Origin of the sequence: Mycobacterium sp. NPDC048908, from assembly GCF_043197955.1 — a bacterium.
Lineage (GTDB): Bacteria > Actinomycetota > Actinomycetes > Mycobacteriales > Mycobacteriaceae > Mycobacterium.
In genome coordinates this window covers 574,563-592,618 of sequence record NZ_JBICUE010000003.1, presented here as the reverse complement: position 1 = coordinate 592,618, position 18,056 = coordinate 574,563, and the positions used below count along the sequence as shown (strand labels likewise).

At 65.1% G+C, this 18,056-nt stretch carries 14 protein-coding genes; 4 read left to right on the top strand and 10 right to left on the bottom strand.

Going from position 1 to position 18,056, the window contains the following annotated elements:
- Nucleotide 1: 1 nt before the first annotated feature.
- The 8 genes from ACGFK1_RS11730 to ACGFK1_RS11695 all read right to left on the bottom strand — a co-directional run bounded on the left by ACGFK1_RS11730 (nt 2) and on the right by ACGFK1_RS11695 (nt 10,179).
- Nucleotides 2-292, bottom strand: a complete 291-nt coding sequence (locus ACGFK1_RS11730) for a hypothetical protein (protein WP_393428410.1) — start codon at nt 290-292, stop codon at nt 2-4.
- A complete protein-coding gene (locus ACGFK1_RS11725) occupies nt 289-465 on the bottom strand; it encodes a hypothetical protein (protein ID WP_393428409.1) in 177 nt (58 codons plus the stop codon). The genes ACGFK1_RS11730 and ACGFK1_RS11725 overlap by 4 nt, the downstream gene beginning before the upstream one ends.
- Nucleotides 466-716: 251 nt before the next feature.
- Nucleotides 717-2,843: a hypothetical protein gene (locus ACGFK1_RS11720; RefSeq protein WP_393428408.1), complete on the bottom strand. Its 2,127-nt coding sequence runs from the start codon at nt 2,841-2,843 to the stop codon at nt 717-719.
- 34 nt (nt 2,844-2,877) lie between these two features.
- Nucleotides 2,878-3,099: a helix-turn-helix domain-containing protein gene (locus tag ACGFK1_RS11715; protein WP_393428407.1), complete on the bottom strand. Its 222-nt coding sequence runs from the start codon at nt 3,097-3,099 to the stop codon at nt 2,878-2,880.
- 210 nt (nt 3,100-3,309) lie between these two features.
- Entirely contained in the window at nt 3,310-4,404 is a 1,095-nt protein-coding gene (locus tag ACGFK1_RS11710; RefSeq protein ID WP_393428406.1) for a tyrosine-type recombinase/integrase, read from the bottom strand.
- Nucleotides 4,405-4,690: 286 nt separating this feature from the next.
- Nucleotides 4,691-5,113 (bottom strand): nitroreductase family deazaflavin-dependent oxidoreductase, encoded by a 423-nt coding sequence (locus ACGFK1_RS11705; protein WP_393428405.1) that lies wholly within the window; start codon nt 5,111-5,113, stop codon nt 4,691-4,693.
- 146 nt (nt 5,114-5,259) lie between these two features.
- A complete protein-coding gene (locus tag ACGFK1_RS11700) occupies nt 5,260-9,528 on the bottom strand; it encodes an Ig-like domain-containing protein (RefSeq protein WP_393428404.1) in 4,269 nt (1,422 codons plus the stop codon).
- A 420-nt stretch (nt 9,529-9,948) separates the two neighbouring features.
- Complete coding sequence (locus ACGFK1_RS11695; RefSeq protein WP_393428403.1) at nt 9,949-10,179, bottom strand: hypothetical protein; 231 nt, start codon at nt 10,177-10,179, stop codon at nt 9,949-9,951.
- A 193-nt stretch (nt 10,180-10,372) separates the two neighbouring features.
- On the opposite strand from ACGFK1_RS11695, the gene ACGFK1_RS11690 reads away from it, so the two are divergent.
- Nucleotides 10,373-10,744 carry a hypothetical protein gene (locus ACGFK1_RS11690; RefSeq protein WP_393428402.1) on the top strand — a complete coding sequence of 124 codons (372 nt, stop codon included), beginning with the start codon at nt 10,373-10,375 and terminating at the stop codon, nt 10,742-10,744.
- A gap of 32 nt (nt 10,745-10,776) precedes the next feature.
- Here the strand turns inward: ACGFK1_RS11690 and ACGFK1_RS11685 are convergent, their stop codons facing one another.
- On the bottom strand, nt 10,777-11,217 hold the full coding sequence (locus ACGFK1_RS11685; RefSeq protein ID WP_393428401.1) for a hypothetical protein: 441 nt from the start codon (nt 11,215-11,217) through the stop codon (nt 10,777-10,779).
- A 425-nt stretch (nt 11,218-11,642) separates the two neighbouring features.
- Between ACGFK1_RS11685 and car the strand changes: the two genes are divergently transcribed.
- On the top strand, nt 11,643-15,158 hold the full coding sequence (gene car / locus ACGFK1_RS11680; protein ID WP_393428400.1) for a carboxylic acid reductase: 3,516 nt from the start codon (nt 11,643-11,645) through the stop codon (nt 15,156-15,158).
- Nucleotides 15,159-15,228: 70 nt separating this feature from the next.
- Here car and ACGFK1_RS11675 read toward each other — a convergent pair whose 3' ends face one another.
- Nucleotides 15,229-16,311 (bottom strand): aldo/keto reductase, encoded by a 1,083-nt coding sequence (locus tag ACGFK1_RS11675; protein ID WP_393428399.1) that lies wholly within the window; start codon nt 16,309-16,311, stop codon nt 15,229-15,231.
- Nucleotides 16,312-16,449: 138 nt separating this feature from the next.
- Here ACGFK1_RS11675 and ACGFK1_RS11670 point away from each other — a divergent pair, with 138 nt between their 5' ends.
- Complete coding sequence (locus ACGFK1_RS11670; protein WP_393428398.1) at nt 16,450-17,364, top strand: AraC family transcriptional regulator N-terminal domain-containing protein; 915 nt, start codon at nt 16,450-16,452, stop codon at nt 17,362-17,364.
- 228 nt (nt 17,365-17,592) lie between these two features.
- Complete coding sequence (locus tag ACGFK1_RS11665; protein WP_393428397.1) at nt 17,593-18,030, top strand: hypothetical protein; 438 nt, start codon at nt 17,593-17,595, stop codon at nt 18,028-18,030.
- Nucleotides 18,031-18,056 lie beyond the last annotated feature (26 nt).

Genomic DNA, 18,056 nt, shown 5'->3' with positions numbered 1-18,056 from the left:
TCTAGCTCCGTTCGAGTGCTGGCCAGCTGCGGTTGCGCAGGCCGAAACTCAGCCAACACACGACGGTTTGAAGATTGGCGGGCGGATCGAAACCGAGGTGCTGCAAGAGCACGATTTCGGTGTCGGTCGCCGGACGGGTGAACGTGGCGGGTAGGTACATCTCGTCACCGATGCGGGCATGGTCGGCTTGCAAGGTGCCGTCCTCTGCACGCTGCCAGTCGTCGGGCAGGCGTTCGAAGACAAGCCAACCGCGCACGTCGTTGGGACGTTGCGTGCCAATCGTTTCGCTCATTGCTCGCCTCGCTGTTCGCGCTCCCGGCGCCGCCGTTCGATCGACTCCCGGGTGATGGGTTCGGCGACGTAGAAAGCCGTCTGCGTGGTTTTGGTGGCGGGTACGCCATCAATTTCGTTGTACGTCACCGGGACACAGAACCCGTGCGGTGCCGGCGTTTCGTTGTCGGTCATCGGCTTTCCTCTCGTTGTTGGTTAGTTGCTGAACGAACGATCACAGGAGATCCTCACTCCAAGGCCGCCGGATCGTTTGAAGTCGACGAACCATGGGCAGGTGTCGTCATGGCGAACCTCGGCGTTGTAGCGGCCGGGCGCCGCCTCCGCCACGATCGTTACCTCAGAGGCGCAATCGGGGCAGGCGAGTTCATGCTCAAGCTCGGCGACCGATCGGCGCCGGATGCCGGCGGCCCGGCGCTGTCGCCGGTTCATGCGGCACCGTTCGATTCTTGCTGCTGGGCTTTCCATTCGCGATACGCCTTGGCCGCTCGGTCCTTTCGAACGCCTAGACGTTCGCGGGCATCGTCGATACTCGACGGTGGAGGGTCCATGACGGCGATTCGGTTGACCAGATCGGGTTCGGCTCCGGCGTCGGGGTCGCGGTCGCCCGGCTTGGGCGCGTTGATGTGCCAACACAGTTCGCCGTCGGCAATCTCGTTCGCGGGCTTGAGCACGAACGTCCCGGCCATCGGTTCTCGTTCGCCGACGGGGCAATGGCGCCTCACACCGCCGTGTCGATCCTTATGGACCAGCAGAATCGCGGCCCCGCCCTGGTCGATGGTGAACGGACGCATCACCTTTACCCGCAGCGAAACGCCACCGATGGTGCGACGTTTGGCCGCGGTGCCGGCGGGACCCTGAGCGCGGCTGTCAGCGCCTTTCGCGAGGTGATCGATGGCGACAACCGCCGCGCCTGATACCGCAAGCGGCTTGAGCACAGCGGTGTGGACCCGGGTGAAATCGTCGGCGGAATTGGAGTCGCGGCCGAACAACGGGATTAGTTCGCCCACGCTGTCGACCACTACAACGTCGGGCTTCCATTGCGCGGAGTCGCCGACCACCTGAGCGACCGTCAGGGAGTCGTCGGGTTCGCAGTATCGGAACCGGGCCTGGTCGGTCAGCACCGACAGTGGTGCACCCATCATCAACAGCCGGTCCACGATGGCATCAGGGCCGTTGTGGTCCAGGTCGATAAACAGCGCCTTGCCGCCCTTGATCAATTCGACGGCGACGGCGGCCAGCGCGACGAATGTCTTGCCCGTCTCCGGATCGCTGAAAAGCCAGTTAACTTGCCGGCGATAGAACAGGCAGTGGCCATCGGTGCGCGCGAGCACATCGGGCTTGGGCGGCTCCGGTAGCCCCTCAGCTAACAGTTTCTTGATGTCTACGTACAACCGGACCGCCGGTCCCGACCCTATAGAGTCCAAATTCGGGTCCGATCGTTGTTGCAGGTCAGGGGCACCGTTTTGTGGGACCGGACCCGAATCGGACCCGACGGGATGGCCATTGCGGGCAAACATCGGACCGGGTACCGGGTCCGGACCCGGTCCGGCGGTCCCGGCGTCGCCCAGCCAAACGGTTCCCTGCCGCCGGCGAATCTGGCGCGCATCAACAGCTTTCAGCCAACAGTTATGTACGTCGTCATCGGTGCGGTCGGCCAGCCGTTGTGCCAGGTCGGCCCGGCTCGCGATGACCCACCGGGTTTGGGCCAGCGTCAGGCCACCCTCGCAGCACGCGTGAACAATCCGCATGGTGTCCGCGGACCGGTCGCCGGTATTGCAGTCCACGGCGGCCCGCACGCCGGCGCACCGGCTGAGGTCAACAGGTTCCGCCACCGCGGCGCCGTTCGTGGCGCTCGCCGCAACTGGGCGGCCGAGAATTACGCCGAGGAATTCGGCAAGCGGCGCAGGGTCGACCCGGTTACCCGGTCGCACAAGCCAATCCACCTCCGCCGTTTCGCTGCCCATCGCGGCGGCTTTGTGATTGCGCGTGCCGGGCGCACGCAACAGGTCGTTGTCGCTGATCTTCGAATCCGCGCCCAGGTGGTCGCGCAGACCGATACACAGCGCCCGGTGATCGTCGGCGCCCACCTCGCGTGTGAGCCGCACGTAAACGTGTCCGTGACCAGGTGTGCCCGTCGACACCGCGAACGCGCCAGGAATCGCGCGCACGCGTTCGGCGTCTAGATCACCACTGTCCACGTCGGCGTGGACCAGGACATGAGCGACCGCGGCACCCTTCGATCGCTTGTCGCCCCGCGTCACGTATGGGCATACGTAAACGTCGGAATCCTCGGCCGCGCGCAGCATTTCGCGTGCCGCGAGGCCGGCCTCCGCTGGATATGCGAACCGGGTTTCTGTCCAGCCGTCGAATCTGTATTTGCCGTCATCCCAGCGCCCACGCGCACCCGTGGCCACATGCAACACACCCGACATGCCGTCGGCCACGGCGGCAAGGTAATCGCGGATGTCGCTGTCGCGCGGTACGGTGGCGGCAGCTGTAGCGGGCTGCTGGTTCGCCTCGGCGGCGCCACCGTCGGGGCGTTCTCGCGTCACGGGGTCGCCCCCAGGCGCGCCAGTTCTACTTTGTTCACGCTGCACCACCGGTCGGCTGCAAGAGCGCCGCCAGATCGTCAGCGTGGACCTTCAACAGGCGGGGGCCGACGCGAACGGCATTAAGGCGGCCGTCGGCGATCCAGCGGCGAATGGTGCGGTAAGAAACGTCGCAGTAGTCGGCAGCTTGTTGCAGGCCGATCAACTCAGGGTGCCGGCGTTCACGACGGTTGGCGGTTTGGCGAGTCTTGGCGGACATTCGTCGGGCGCTTTCTTCTTGGCATGACAGAACCAAGACCAAAAAACCCGAAATTCCTACGAGGAGAACGACAACCGGATCACCAGAACTTTTTCGACCGTACTCGTTTACTCAGCCGGGGTTGTTTGTTTACGTCGCCCCCTTGGTCCACCCGTAGGGTCCCAATTGCCGTCAAGGCTACGGCCTGACAGTGCATGTCCGCAAGCGGCGTTATCTGGCCGCCGCGAATTTCGATAGGCGCTGGGCGATTTCGGCGTCGCGCCCCTCGGCGACGTGCTGATAGCGGAGCGCCATCTGCGGCGTGGTGTGGCCAAGGCGGTGCATCAGTTCGGCTGTCGTGGCACCGGCCTGGGCGGCCAGCACCGCGCCGACGTGGCGCAGATCGTGTACCCGTAGCCGTGGCTTGCCGATCGCCGCGCGCGCTTTCTCCCAATGCGTCCGGTATAGGTCGGCCCGCAGGTGTGAGCCATTCTCGCCGGGGAACAGCAGCGAGTCGGCCGGTCGGGCGACGTGAGTTTTCAGGTGCGCCTTGAGCATTGGGCGGATGTGCGGCGGGATCGCCACGTCGCGCACACCGGCCGCGGTTTTGGGGTCGCCGACGTGGAATTGGCCGCTGCGATAGGTGACGGCCCGGCGCACGCGCAGCACGCTTTGATCAGCACTCACGTCGCGGCGGCGCAACTCCGAGGTCTCCCCCCACCGCAGGCCGCACCACGCCGCCAACAGCACACTGGCGCGCAGATGGGCCGGCATCTTGGACGCCAGCCGGTTCACCTCGGCGGGGGTGAGGATGTCCACGTCGCGCCGACGCTTGGCCTGCATCGCCGCGCGGATTCGGCACGGGTTGGCGTCCAACACCTCATCCTGCACGGCGGTCGCACAGATCGCATGCAACAGCGCATAGGCGTGGGCGTTGCGGGTGTCATGGCCCGTGCCCAGGCTGGCGTGCCATTCGCGAACCTTGGCCGGTGTCAACGTGACGATTTTGGCGTCGCCCAGCGCCGGCAGGATCAGTCGCCTGAGCATCGATTCGTAGTGCGCGCGGGTGCGGGGGCGCAGTTGGCGCTGTTCGATCCACCGGTCGGCGTAGGCGCGCAGCGTCACGCCGTCGCTGCGTTCGACCGCGCCCCAGGTGCCCAGCTCGATCTTGCGGCGCTCGATGTTGAGCCAGCCGATGGCGTCGTCGTCGGTGGCGTACGTGCGCGGGGCCTTGTGCCGGTTGCCGTCGGGCCCGGTGTAGGCGGCCTGCCAGCGTCCCGATGGCAGCTGTCGAAGCTGTCCGAATTGGCGTCGCGTCCCGGCCATCGGCGTCCCTCCCGTGCGAGATTCGTGCAAAAAGAATGTAACAGAGTGTCCGGCGATGTCCTTTACTGCCGGACGGCAAACGCGTTGAAATCGCAGTTAAAGGGGTAAATCTGCACGTCCACACGGCGGCGGCGCCGAATAGTCAATCAGGTTCGAATCCTGCCGGGGGCACTTTTTTACCGCAGGTCAGGGGCCATTGCGCTCGCTACGCGGTACTCGCGGAAATCAATAACGCCAGGGGCCTGGTGAGAACCCCTGGCGCTTGTCGATCGGACGTTGTGCCGAGTTATTCGACGACGAAAACGGGAATCTGTCGCGCGGTCTTGGCCTGGTACTCGGCGTAGGGCGGGTAGGCGGCCACCGCCAGCTTCCACCAGTGCTCGCGCTCGGCGCCTTCGATCTCGCGTGCGGTCCCCGACATGATCTTGTCGCCGTCCTGCACGGTCACCGCGGGGTTCGCCCGCACGTTGTAATACCAACTCGGGTGCTTGGGGTCGCCGCCCTTGGACGCCACCATCGCGTATTTGCCGTCCTCTTCCACCCGCATGAGCGGTACGTAGCGGGCCTTGCCGGACTGCGCGCCGATCGTCGTGAAGAGGACGACCGCGCGATCGAGGACCTCGACGCCGTCGGTGGTGCCTTGCGCCAAGATGCGCTCTGTCTGTTCGCGTACCCAGTCCGTCGGGCTGAGTTCCGGTTGCGTAGTCACAGGAACGCCAACGCGGAGGCGGCCCCAGCTATTCCGTTTCGTGCTTGGCGTCACCGGTCGAGGTGTTCATGCCCGCGTCGCAGTCATGACTTCAGTAGTGGACCACCGCAATTTGGCCCGACTTCTGGCAGCGACTACTTAGCCGCCTACAGCACGTTGTCGTCGGCGGCGGCCTCGATCGCGTTGTTCTCCGCAATCACCTGCTTCACGACGGTGAGCACCGGCTTGGGCGTCCAGTCCTGATGGAACAACCCCATCGACGCCTGAACAGGGTCGCTCGACGGATAGTCGGCCAGCGTATGGATGAATGCGGGTCCGGCGAACTCGAGGGTGCGCCACGTGCGCAGGAAATCGCCGACGAACGCGGCCTGATTGGCCTCGGAGACCACCGACGACGGCTGACCGTACTCCGTGACCCAGATCTTCTTGTTGCCGTCACCATTGGCGACCATCACCGCATACATCTGCTCGGCTTGGGTGATCGGCACACCCGCATGACCCTCGCCGGCCGAGAACGGTATCGAATACAGATACGGATGGAATGACACCGCGTCGAAGTATCCCGCAGCGCCCGCAGCATACATCGCCGAGAGGTAGGTGACCGGGTTGACGGTTGGGCCGCCGGGAGTTTCAGCGGCCGCCGCGACCGACCCGGCGATCACTGTCGCATTCGGGTCCGCCGGCTTGATCGCGGTGTAGGCGACTTTGAGTAGCTCCGTGTACTGCTTGGCGTCCGGCGTCGGCGACCAGAACACGTTGTAATTGGGCTCGTTCCAGATCTCGTAGTCGGCCACCTTGCCCTTGTACCGAGTCGCGACCATGGTGACGAACTCGCCGAATTCAGCTGGGTCTGCCGGATGTCCGCTCAGCGGAGGCTGGTCGGGGACCGCGGCCCAGTCCGGCGTCGAGTTCAGCACGGCGAGCACAGTGATGCCCTTGGCGTTGGCGCTGTTGACCATCCGGTCGACCGCGGCCCAGTTGTAGGTGTCGTCCGTCGCTTCCACTCCGGCCCAGGGGATCAGTATCCGGATGGTGTCGATGCCGGCGTCTTTGAGCAGCCCCATCGCCTTGTCGGTGTCGGTCTGCGAGTAGAAGTACATCTGCTGGGCGTTGACCGCCACCGTCGTCGGACGCTGGTCGACCGCCGATGCCGACGGCGGCGCGATTTCGACAGTCACTGTGGCCGTTGTCGTTCCGCCGAAGCCGTCACTGATGTTGACGACGAAGCTGTCGGTGTCCACGCCGTCCGTCACCAGCGCGCGATACCTCGCGTCGACGTCGGGCGTGTAGCTGAACTTGCCGTCGGACGTCACCTTGACCGTGCCGAATGCCGGGCCCGAGCCCAGGCTGTAGGTCAGCTTGTCGTCGTCCGGGTCGTCGGCAGTCACCGTACCCGTCACGGTGCCGATCGCGGTCGATGTCGTGGTTCCGGGTGCCTCGTGGCCGTTCGTGGGCGCACCGTTGGTGGTCGGGTTCGGCGCGATGGACACCTTCAGCGAAGTCGTTGTGGTGCCGCCGAATCCGTCGCTGACGGTGATCGTGATGGTCTCGGTCTTCGTGGTCGACGTCGCCCCGGCCGCCGAAGCCGCGAGGCGCGCGGCCGCGGTCGGCGTATAGGTGAACGAGCCGTCGGGGTTGATGACGATCGCGCCCTTGGTCGTCGCGCTTGCCTTGTAACTGAGCGGATCGCCGTTGGCGTCGGACCCGGTAATGGTGCCGGTGATGACGCCGCTGCGCGGATTGGTGTTCGTCACCGTCGCCACAGCTCCGGTCGGCTTGGCGTTGGGTGCGCCGATCCTGACGTTCACCGTGACTGGGACGACGCCGCCGTGGCCGTCATCCACCGTGACGACGAACGTGTCCATCGTCGCCTCGTACGGCGCGCCAGGCGCCTTCGCGGCCGCACGCGCCTCCGCGGTTGGCGTGTAAGTGAACGACCCGGTCGACGTGATCGTCACCGTGCCCTTCGTCGGCGACCCCGTCACGGTGTATTTCCGCGTGTCGTAGTCCCCGTCGGTGGCTTTGACGCTTCCGGTGACGACACCGGTTGTCGTGCTGGGCGTGCCGATGGTCGTCGTCACCACTGGAACCTTGTTGGCGGGGTCGATCGCGACGACGATCGTCGTCGTCACCGAACCGTTGCGGCCGTCGTTGACCGTGATCGTGAACGAATCCGTCGTAACAGAATTGGTTGCACCTGGCACGGCTGCCGCATGCCGCGCCGTGGAAGTCGGTGTGTACGTGTATGTTCCGTCAGCCTTGAGCACCAGGGTGCCCTTCGTCGGCTTGGTGTTGACCACATACGTCAGCGGGTCGCCGTCGAAGTCCACGACTCCGACCTTGCCCGTCAGTGCGCCCGTCGATGGGTTGGAGACGCTGTAGGACGGATCACTCGAGAAGGGTGCCGTGTTCGGCGGCACCAGTGAGACGACGTGGACGCTGTCCGTGTCGAAGTCGGTGGTGAACATCTTGGTGCCGTCCGGGCTGAGCACGACACCGGGTTGCAGCGTCATCGGTGTCGCCGTGCCGCGAACCGTCGTCACGCCCAACGTCGTACCGTCGGTACTGCTCACTGCAGCGACCAGGCCGGTGTTGCTGACGACCATCACCGCACTGCTGTCGTTGGTGATCGTGATGCCGGACAACGCAACACCGAGGTTCCTGGTCACCGCGGTGCGGGCAGTCGTGTCGATGACGGTGACGCCGCCCGCGGCGTCGGTGGCGAACAGCCTCGGGTAGCTGGCACTGATTGCCAAACCCGTTGGTGCGCCTGCAATGTCGGTGATCGACGTGACCGTCGTCGCAGAGGACGAGAACACCGAGATGTTGCCCCCGCCGGTCGGCTTGGTGCTTCCAACGTAGATCTTGGTGCCGTCCGCACTGACCACCAACTCGGTGGGTCGGTAGCCGGTTGGCAGTTTGACGACGCTGCTCGACACCGTGTTGTAAATCGTGCTGATCTTGCTGATCGTGGCGGCGCTGCCACTGGCGACATACACCGTGCTGCCGCTCGGATTGATCGCGATTGCAGTGGGATTGGCGATCGTGATCGTCTTCTTGGTGGCTCCGGTCGCGGTGTCGATGACGGTGACCGTGTTGTTGGTCGAACTCGACACGTAGAGCCGGGTGCCGTCTTTCTTCACCGCGATACCGTCGGCGGCCGCCTCGACCTGATACGTGGCGACGACGGTGTTCTTGACCGTGTCGTAGACGGTGACGGTGCCTGCGCTGCGATTGGTGATGTACGCGCGGGTGTTCGTGACGGCAATCGCGCTGGGGTCGTTGACGTTCGCAAAATCAGTCGCCTTGAAGAACGGCGACGGGCTGACGGGGATGTTGATCGGGACGTCGACCTTGTTGACGCCGTCGGACAGCGTGACGGTCATGCCGATGGTGTCGTCGGGATTGGACGTCGTCGCGGCGACGAAACGCTGGGCCGTGGTCGGCGTGTAGGTGATCACCCTGGTGGTCGCGTTGTAGGCGAACGTGCCCGCGGTGGGCGCGCTCTTCAACGTCACCGTGACGGCCTTGCCCTCAGGATCGCCGGTTGTCAGCTTTCCCAACACCGTGCCCGTCGTCGCATCCGGCCTGCCCCACGTCACCGCCGCAGTGGGCGGTTGGTCGGCCGCGGCCACGGTTTGGGTGGCCGCCAGCTGCTGAGCGGCGACCTGGGTCGAGACGTCCTCGGTCTGCCCGACTTGGCGCCGGGCGGCCGCCATCAACACCCACGTCAGCGGTGACTCCGTCGACCCACCGGGCAGCATGCCGAGGAACGTCGACAGCACGGGGCGGACCACGGCGTTCAGCAGGCCGGTGATGGTTGCCTGAATCGGGTTCGACGCGATCGGTTGGGCGGCTGTGGTCAGAGTCGTCGGGGCTTCGGTGGCAGACCGCGAAAGCATGGCTACTGACACCGTGGGCTGCTCGGGCTCCGGCTTGGTCGCCGCGCCTTCCGAGGCGGCGCCGCCCGTGGTTGTCTGCGTCCGGGTCTGCCGGGCCGGTTCGGCTGTCTCGCTTGAGGGTTCGGCGATGCGAACGCGCGGTTTGACGGTCACCTTCTTTTTCGTCTTCGGCTTCGGGGCGTCTGCACCGCCCGAATGTGCGCCGCCCGAATTGGAGACGGTCACCCCCGGCGCTACCACTTCGGTGTTGGAGGAACTGGGTTTCGGATCGACGGGTTCCGTGGTTTTCGGCTCATCGGTGTTCGGCGTTGCGCCCGTCTCGCCAGGGCTCTCGGAAGTCACCGAACCGGTACTTGCGTTGGTCGTGTCGGCCCCGGACGACGTCGAGGCCGCGGCGGCGTCGTCGCCTGTTGCCCACGCGACGCCTGCGGGCGCGGCGACGGCGGATCCGATGCCGAGCGCAACGGCCAGGGCGCCCACCCGTCCGACATACCTGCCGTACCGCGTTTGCATCACTTCTCCCCTAATTGCCCAGTAACGACTTCTGCTGAGCGTGGGCGGTTAGCTTAGCTCGGCGAAACGACAGTAATCGCTGGTTAGTGTAGCGTTCGGGCTGCGCGACAGAGACCGTCTCTGAAAATTTGCTGTGTGTGGCTACCAGCGCAGATTTGCCACGTCGGCGGCATCGGCGAGTGGAACGTCGGCAACGCCCGGGCAGGCACGCACCGCCGAACGACCGTACGCAACCCCGGGATCACGTCGAAGTCGACCGACACCGCTCGCGAATGCAGGGTCCATAAGATCGTGCGAATGGACGTCGCTGCGACGGCCGTGACTCCGGCCGAAGCGGCGTTCTTCGCGACACCATCCGCTCAGCGCGGCACCGATCGTGATCGGCACACTCGGGTAAGACCTCGAGGTCCCCTTGACGGCTCAGCCGCGAGCACTCATCGGCGACGGTGCGTCCGTCGCCGAACTCGACACCGTCGGCATGCTCAAAGTGGCGGCAGGGTTGTAGATGGAGGTGTCGACGGGTCCGCCGAAATGTTCGGGAACAACCGAAGCCGACTGCACCCGGTTGCCGCCGGAAAGCACGGAAAGCAGCGCCATCCCAGCCACGGCCATCGCGCCGACAGCGGCCGCCGCAATTCGAAATGTGGGCATCCTCATGTCTTTCCAACATGCCATTGGAATCCCTCGTTGAGCGGTTCTGGCAGTGGACTCTCAACGAGATCAGAGGGTCACACAGCGTCGCCGCGACGTCACAGCACACCTCAAGCGTGCATCGCTGCAACTCTCAAACGCGCCGGATAGCGTCGAAACACGTTGCACTGCTTTGAATGAAAGGAGTCTGACCATGGTGCGAAAGTCATCATTACGCACGTTCGCGGTAGCTGCGGCCGGAGCTTCGATCGCAGCCGCGTTTGCCGTTCCCCCGCTCGCATCCGCCGAGGTGCCCACCCTGTCGGCAGGATTCGCCACCGACTGGGGTCCGTACGGACACGAGCGGCCGCATCCCGGCGACTGGCACCATCCGGAATGGGGCCCTGGCTGGAATGACGGTTACCCGGCTCCGGGCTGGATACCGCCGATCGGCTGGGCGCCGCCCCCGGACTGGACGCCACCCGTCGGCTGGTATCCGCCGCCAGGCTGGGCTCCGCCGCCGGGATGGGTCGGCCCCTGCGCCGGACCACTGTTCGACCTGTTTCACCCGCTGCGCTGCGCCTAGTTCACGCTCTGAGCCTGCCCCGGTGGGCAGGCTCAGAGCCGGTCGAAGATGGAGTTGACGAGGTCGTCTCCTATGCCGATGCCTGCGCCCGTCACGATCGCCTGACCGAACCGCCCGCCGAGGAAACGCTGCAGCGCACCGCCGCCCTGCCCAGACTGCGGGTAACCCTGCTGATATTGCGGTTGGCTGTACTGCGCGGGCGGTGCAGAGTAGGCCGGCGGCATCGGCGGAACAGTCGCCACGTGGTTGTCGACCAGCGCGTGAATCGCCTGCAGCAGTTCGGTTGTCGAGCTCTGCTCATCACGGATCGCGAGCGCGATCTCCTTGAGGTCGAGCGCCCATTCCCTGGCATTGGGATCTCCCCCGGCGGCGGCCGCCGACAGTTTCCCGGCAAGGGCCGCGATCAGCGCAGCGGTCTGTTGAGCCTGTTGTTGCAGCGCGCTGAACTGGCGATCCACGGTCTCGGTGTCCACTGCTGTAGTCCTTTCAGGAGTCGTCTCTTTCGGCGTGTTTCGAGGTCTACCGTGTCCGCCTCACAGATTCGTGTGAGCCCGCTGTATCGAACCGACCAATTCGCGAGCTTTACCCGCTAGCCGGTAGAGCGTTCTACCCGCCAGTGGCAATGACACCGCCGCCAAGCCAGGCGCAAATTTGAGGTAGGACTCCGCGATCGATAGAGGAGCTTCTCATCGGTGATGAACGTCACTCTCATCCCTTGGTACGCCGCACCAAAGCGGCTCTCTGCTCGGGATTTTCGGGTTGGGACGTTCAAACAAGGGGTGCGATCTCGGGGTCCACAGCAAGTTGTCAGGAATACTTCACGGCCCCGCGATGGATGTACCTAGTAAGGGACTGATCGTTCCAAAATTCGATTTCTGTTTCCCGAAGGAGTTTTCGTATGTCACATTCAACTACCGATCGCGACGCACGCAGGCAGAGTCGTTTCGAGAAGTTGACTTCTACCGACCCGCAACTGATCGCCGCGCGACCGGATCCGGCGGTCAGTGCCGCCGTTGAGGACTCCGGCATATTGCTGAACGACGTGATCCGCAACGTGATGGAGGGCTACGCTGATCGGCCCGCACTCGGACAGCGCGCCGTCGAGTTCGTCGCCGACGAGACTGGACGGACTGTCGCCGAACTGCAGACTCGTTTCGACACCCTGACCTATCGCGAGACATGGGCGCGGGTGCGCGCGCTGGCGGGGGCATTGGCCCACAATCCCGTCCGGCCAGGCGACAGGGTCGCCACCCTTGGCTTCTCGAGTGCCGACTACGCGGTGGTGGACATGGCGTTGTCGCTGACGGGCGCAGTCGCAGTGCCGCTGCAGACGAATGCCCCTGTGTCGCAGCTACATCCGATCCTCGTTGAGACCGAACCCGTCGCGATCGTGGCCAGCGTCGACCACCTCAACGACGCAGTCGAGCTGGCTCTCACGGCATATGCGCCCAAGCGCATGGTCGTGTTCGACTATCACCCTCAGATCGACGACCACCGCGAGGCACTGGCCGACGCCACCACGCGCCTCGCCGAGCGCCAGGTCACCGTGGAGGCGCTCAACGACGTGATCGCAAACGCCCCCGCGCACGCCGCAGTGCCAAATGTGGGAGGCGACAGCGAAGCGCTGCGTCTGCTGATCTACACCTCCGGGTCGACGGGCACTCCGAAGGGCGCGATGTACACCGACCGCCTGATGGCCGACTGCTTCCGCGGCTGGTTCAGCCCCGACTTCGACTCAGAGGGCAAAATGCCCGCGATCAGCTTGACGTTCATGCCGATCAGCCACATCATGGGCCGGGTCATCCTGTACTCCACGCTCGGCGCGGGCGGTACCGCCTACTTCGCCGCCCGAAGCGATTTGTCGACACTGCTCGACGATGTGGCACTTGTCCGACCGACTCGCTTGGACTTCGTGCCCCGCATTTGGGAGATGCTGTTCCAGGAAGTGCAGAGCCAGGTCGACAACCGCTGGACCGACGGCGACCGCGAGGCCGTCGAGCGTCAGGTGATGGCCGAGCAACGCGAGAGACTCATTGGCGGGCGGCACTTCTCGGCGATCACCGGATCGGCGCCCATCTCGCCGGAACTGTACTCCTGGGTCGAGGACTTCCTCGACATTCCGCTGACGGAGGTCTACGGCTCGACCGAGGATGGGATCATCCTCCTCGACGGCAAGATCAAGCGCCCGCCCGTCACCGAATATAAACTGGTCGACGTCCCTGACCTCGGCTACTTCGCCACCGACCAGCCCCATCCCCGCGGCGAATTGTTCGTCAAGACACCGAATCTGATCCCCGGCTACTACAAGCGGCCCGAGGTCACCGCCGAACTCTTCGACGCCGACGGCTGGTACCACACCGGTGACGTGATGGCAGAGATCGGGCCGGACGAGCTCGTCTACGTGGACCGGCGCAACAATGTGCTGAAGCTCTCGCAAGGCGAGTTCGTCACCGTATCGAAGCTGGAGGCGGCATACGGCGGCCACCCGGCGATACGCCAGATCTTCGTGTACGGCAACAGCGCAAGGTCATATCTGCTCGCGGTGATCGTCCCGACCGACGACGCACTGAAGAGCGTCGGCGGTGACGTCGCCGCCGTCAAGCCGCTGTTGAGCGACGCACTGCAGAGCATCGCACGGGAAGCAGGCCTGCAGTCGTACGAGATCCCGCGTGACTTCATCGTGGAGGCAACGCCTTTCACTCTGGAGAACGGCCTGCTGACCGGTATCCGCAAGCTGGCCCGCCCCAAGCTCAAGGATCACTACGGTCCAGCGCTCGAGCAGCTCTACAGCGATCTGGCCGACGGGCAGGCCGAGGTGCTGCGCGGACTGCGCAGAGACGGTGCGAACCACCCGACGGTCGAGACGGTGAGCCGGGCCGCCGGTGCCCTGCTGGGCGCGGCGTCGGCCGATGTGTCGCCCGACGCGGCGTTCAACGAACTCGGCGGGGATTCGCTGTCGGCGTTGACGTTCGGCAACCTGCTGCGCGACATCTTCGACGTGGATGTGCCGGTGGGCGTGATCGTCAGCCCGGCCAGCGATCTTGCGTCGATCGCCGCGTACATCGACTCCCAGCGCGCCGGTGCCGCCAAGCGGCCGACCTACGACTCGGTGCACGGCCGCGACGCGAAGGAGGTGCATGCGCGAGATCTGACGTTGGACAAGTTCCTCGACGACGCGACGCTGACGACGGCGCCGTCGCTGCCTTCGCCCAGCAGCGAAGTGCGCACCGTACTGCTGACCGGCGCAACGGGTTTCCTCGGCCGTTATCTGGCGCTGCAGTGGCTGGAACGGATGGATCTGGTCGACGGCAAGGTCATATGCCTGGTGCGTGCGAAGGACGACGAGGCGGCGCGCCAACGCCTGGACGCCACCTTTGACAGCGGCGATGCGGCACTGCTCGAGCACTACCGACGCCTGGCAGCCGGGCATCTCGAGGTGCTCGCCGGCGACAAGGGTGAGGCGAATCTCGGCCTGGACGACGCCACCTGGCAGCGGTTGGCGGACACCGTCGACCTGATCGTGGACCCGGCAGCGCTGGTCAACCATGTGTTGCCGTACAGCGAGTTGTTCGGCCCGAACGTCGTCGGCACCGCGGAGTTGATCCGCATTGCGCTCACGACACGGATCAAGCCGTACGTCTATGTCTCCACGATCGGCGTCGGCGACGGTATCGAGCCAGGCAAGTTCGTCGAGCAGGCCGACATCCGGAGCATGAGCCCGACCCGCGCAATCGACGACAACTACGCCAACGGGTACGGCAACAGCAAGTGGGGCGGCGAGGTATTGCTGCGCGAGGCGCACGACGTGGCCGGCCTGCCCGTGTCGGTGTTCCGCTGCGACATGATCATGGCCGACACCTCCTACGCCGGCCAACTCAACGTGCCGGACATGTTCACCCGGATGATGTTGTCGCTCGCGGCCACCGGCATCGCGCCGTACTCGTTCTACCAACTGGACGCGAACGGCGGCCGGCAACGCTCGCACTTCGACGGTCTCCCAGTGGAATTCATCGCCGAAGCCATCTCCACGTTGGGTGTCAACGTGGTGTCGGGTTTCGAGACCTACCACGTGATGAACCCGTACGACGACGGCATCAGCATGGACACGTTCGTCGACTGGTTGGTGGATGCGGGCTACCAGATCGCCAGTGTGCCGGACTACGAGGACTGGCTGGCGCGCTTTGAGACGACGCTGCGCGCCCTGCCGGACAAGCAGCGCCAGGCATCACTGCTTCCGCTGCTGCACAACTACCAGAAGCCCCTTCCTCCGATCAACGGATCCCTGGCGCCCGTGGATCATTTCCGGAAGGCGGTGCAGGACAACAAGATCGGGCCTGACAAGGACATCCCGCATCTGTCCGCTCCGGTGATCGTCAAGTACATCACCGACCTGAAGCTGCTCGGTCTGCTCTGACCGGGCCGACGAAGGCCTCCGAGCGGTAGCCCACCCCCCGCTCGGAGGCCTTTTCCTTGGCGGCACTGGATCAGTACCGCGCGGCGCTGATCAGCAGCGGCCCATAGACGGTCGAGGCTTCACCGTCCACAGTGGTGCCCGCGAATTGCAGCATCGCGCGCGTCTGGCCGTTCATCTGCGCCGGATAGCCGAGCGTGGGTGCCGACACTTCGTCCAGAACACGTAGATGGTCTGCACTCAGTTGCACGTCGAGACCAGCCAGGTTGGCGTCGAGGTGATCCAACCGGCGAGCCCCGATGATCGGTACCACCGTCTGTGGCCGTCGCAGTAGCCACGCCAAAGACACCGCGGCAGGTGTTGTTTCGAGTTCCACCGCAACAGCGGCGACCCTGTCGATGATGTCGAACTCGGCGTCGCTCGGACCGCCGACATACGCGGCCCGCGCCGAGTCCGCGACCTGACCGCCGCGCCGGTACTTCCCGGACAGGAACCCGCCTTTCAGCGGACTGTAGGGCGTGAGCGCCATGCCCTGCTGCTGCGCCAGCGGCGCGACTTCCCCCTCAACTGTGCGGGCCAGCAACGAATACTCGACCTGTAGAGCGATCAGCGGCGTCCAGCCACGCAACAGCGCCAGCGTCTGCGCTTGCGCGGTCACCCACGCCGGGACGTTGGAGAACCCGATGTAGCGGACCTTGCCCGCCCGCACCAGATCGTCCAGCGTCCGCATGGTCTCCTCGATCGGCGTGTTCCGGTCCCAGTTGTGCAGCCAGTACAGATCGAGATAGTCCGTCTGCAGCCGGCGCAGGGTGTCGTGGAGTTGCGCGGTGATCGACCCACGGCCCGCACCCCCTCCGTTCGGGTCGCCGGGGAACATGTTGCAGAAGAACTTCGACGCCACGACGACGCGCTCGCGCCGGCCAGGGTGGGCGGTGAACCAGTCGCCGAGAATCCGCTCCGAGTGTCCGTTGGTATAGATGTTGGCGGTGTCGACCAAGTTGCCGCCGAGATCGAAATAGGTCTCGAGGATCTTCTCGGCCTCTTCAACGCTGCTGCCCGCGGCACCCGGGTCTTCCCCAAAGGTCATCGCACCGAGGGCGAACGGGCTGACCCGCAGTCCGGACCGGCCGAGGGTGAGGTACTGGTCGAGTGGCATGAATATGCTCCTGATAGTCGGATTGATGGACCCATCAAATCCCGAACTGCCACGACGCCGGTATAGCGATGGCGGCCATCTCTTGCACGATCCTGCTTGCTTCGCGCTGATCGTTCACTGCCGTGCTTGTCTTGGGGTGTGCACGTTGCTTCCGACGTACTCGACGAGATCCGCGGCCGCATCAAGGCGCACGCCCGACCGGACCTTTCGAGCGCCATAGATGGATTGCTGCTTTCCGATGTCGCCGCGAAGCCCGCCCCACCGGAGTACTCGGTGACCCATCCGCTTCTGGTCATCATGGCCGAGGGCGGCAAGCGGCTGATGCTCGGCGACCAGGTGATCGGATACGGCCGCGGCGACTGCCTGGTCGTAGCGGCTGATCTGCCGGTCACCGGCCACTGGCTGGACGAGGATGGGACGGGACGGGCCCTCGGCGTGGGGTTGGTACTCGAGCCTGCCGCGATCGCGGAACTGCTGCTGAAGGCCCCGGCCGCTCGGTGGCCGCGGGGTACGCCGGATAAACCGGCGATCGCGGCCGACGTTGCCTCGCCCGAACTCCTCGATGCCACCGTCAGGATGCTGCGGCTACTCGACCGGCCCGCCGACGCCCCCGTCCTCGCGCCGCTGATCCGCCACGAAATTTTGTGGCGGCTGCTGACGGGCTCGCTGGGCGACACCGTGCGCCAAATCGGCCTTGCGGACAGAGACCTGACGCATGTCAACAGCGCCATCTCATGGATCCGCGACAACTACGCCGAGCGAATGCGCATCGAGGACCTGGCTCGGCTGTGCGGGTTGAGCACGTCGGCGTTCCATCGGCACTTCCGTGCGGTCACGGCGATGAGCCCGCTGCAATTCCAGAAAAGGATTCGGCTACAGCAGGCCCGCGCGATGCTCGTCGCACACCCGGGAGACATTGCCGGGGCCGGGCACCGCGTCGGTTACGACAGTCCTTCGCAGTTCACCCGTGAATACCGGCGGCTGTTCGGCGCACCCCCCGGTCGGGACGCCGAACGCCTGCGCGCGGACACACCGATGGCCGCGTCGCTTTGAATGCCTCGTCATCTTGTGAAACCAGGCCCGCCTCCCCCAAACGGGGCCCGGTTCCACGCCTAAAGCTTCGCTCAGAGCGGAGCAGAAGGAATCGGGTATTTCCCTACGTTCGGACGACACAGGGACAAAGGGTTGGCCCGACTTCACCGCGACCGCGTGCGGAAGGCCCGGAAAAGGACGACGATTGGCTCGCCACGCGAGCAAGACACCGGCTGTTACGTTCTGCGGGTGGGCACCAAGTTCGAATTCGACTTCATGACGACTGCATCGCCCGAGCAGGTCATCGCCCTGATGACCGACTTCTCCCCCGATCGCGTCCACCGCTGGCCGGCGTCGTCAGCGAAGGCGTTCGAGGTCTACCACGTCGGCGACACCGACGCCGATATTCGCGAAGGTCAGGACTTTCCGAAGGTGTGGGCGAGTTGGCACTACGACTGGTCGAAGCGAGGATCGGTGACGTTGACGGTGACCGAGAGCGACACGCTGACGCCGGGCGGTTATATGAGGTTGACCGCAACGCCGCGGGACGAGGGCGGCAGCGCGGTACACGGCGAGTGGGAGCAGTCTCCGAAGAGCCTGACCGCGGCGATCGGGGTGTACGTGATGCGTTTCATCGGTCCGCGATTCCTGGCGGCGTACTACAAGAAGGTCTACGACAGTCTGTGACCTAGCCGCTTCTCCGAGGTGCGAGT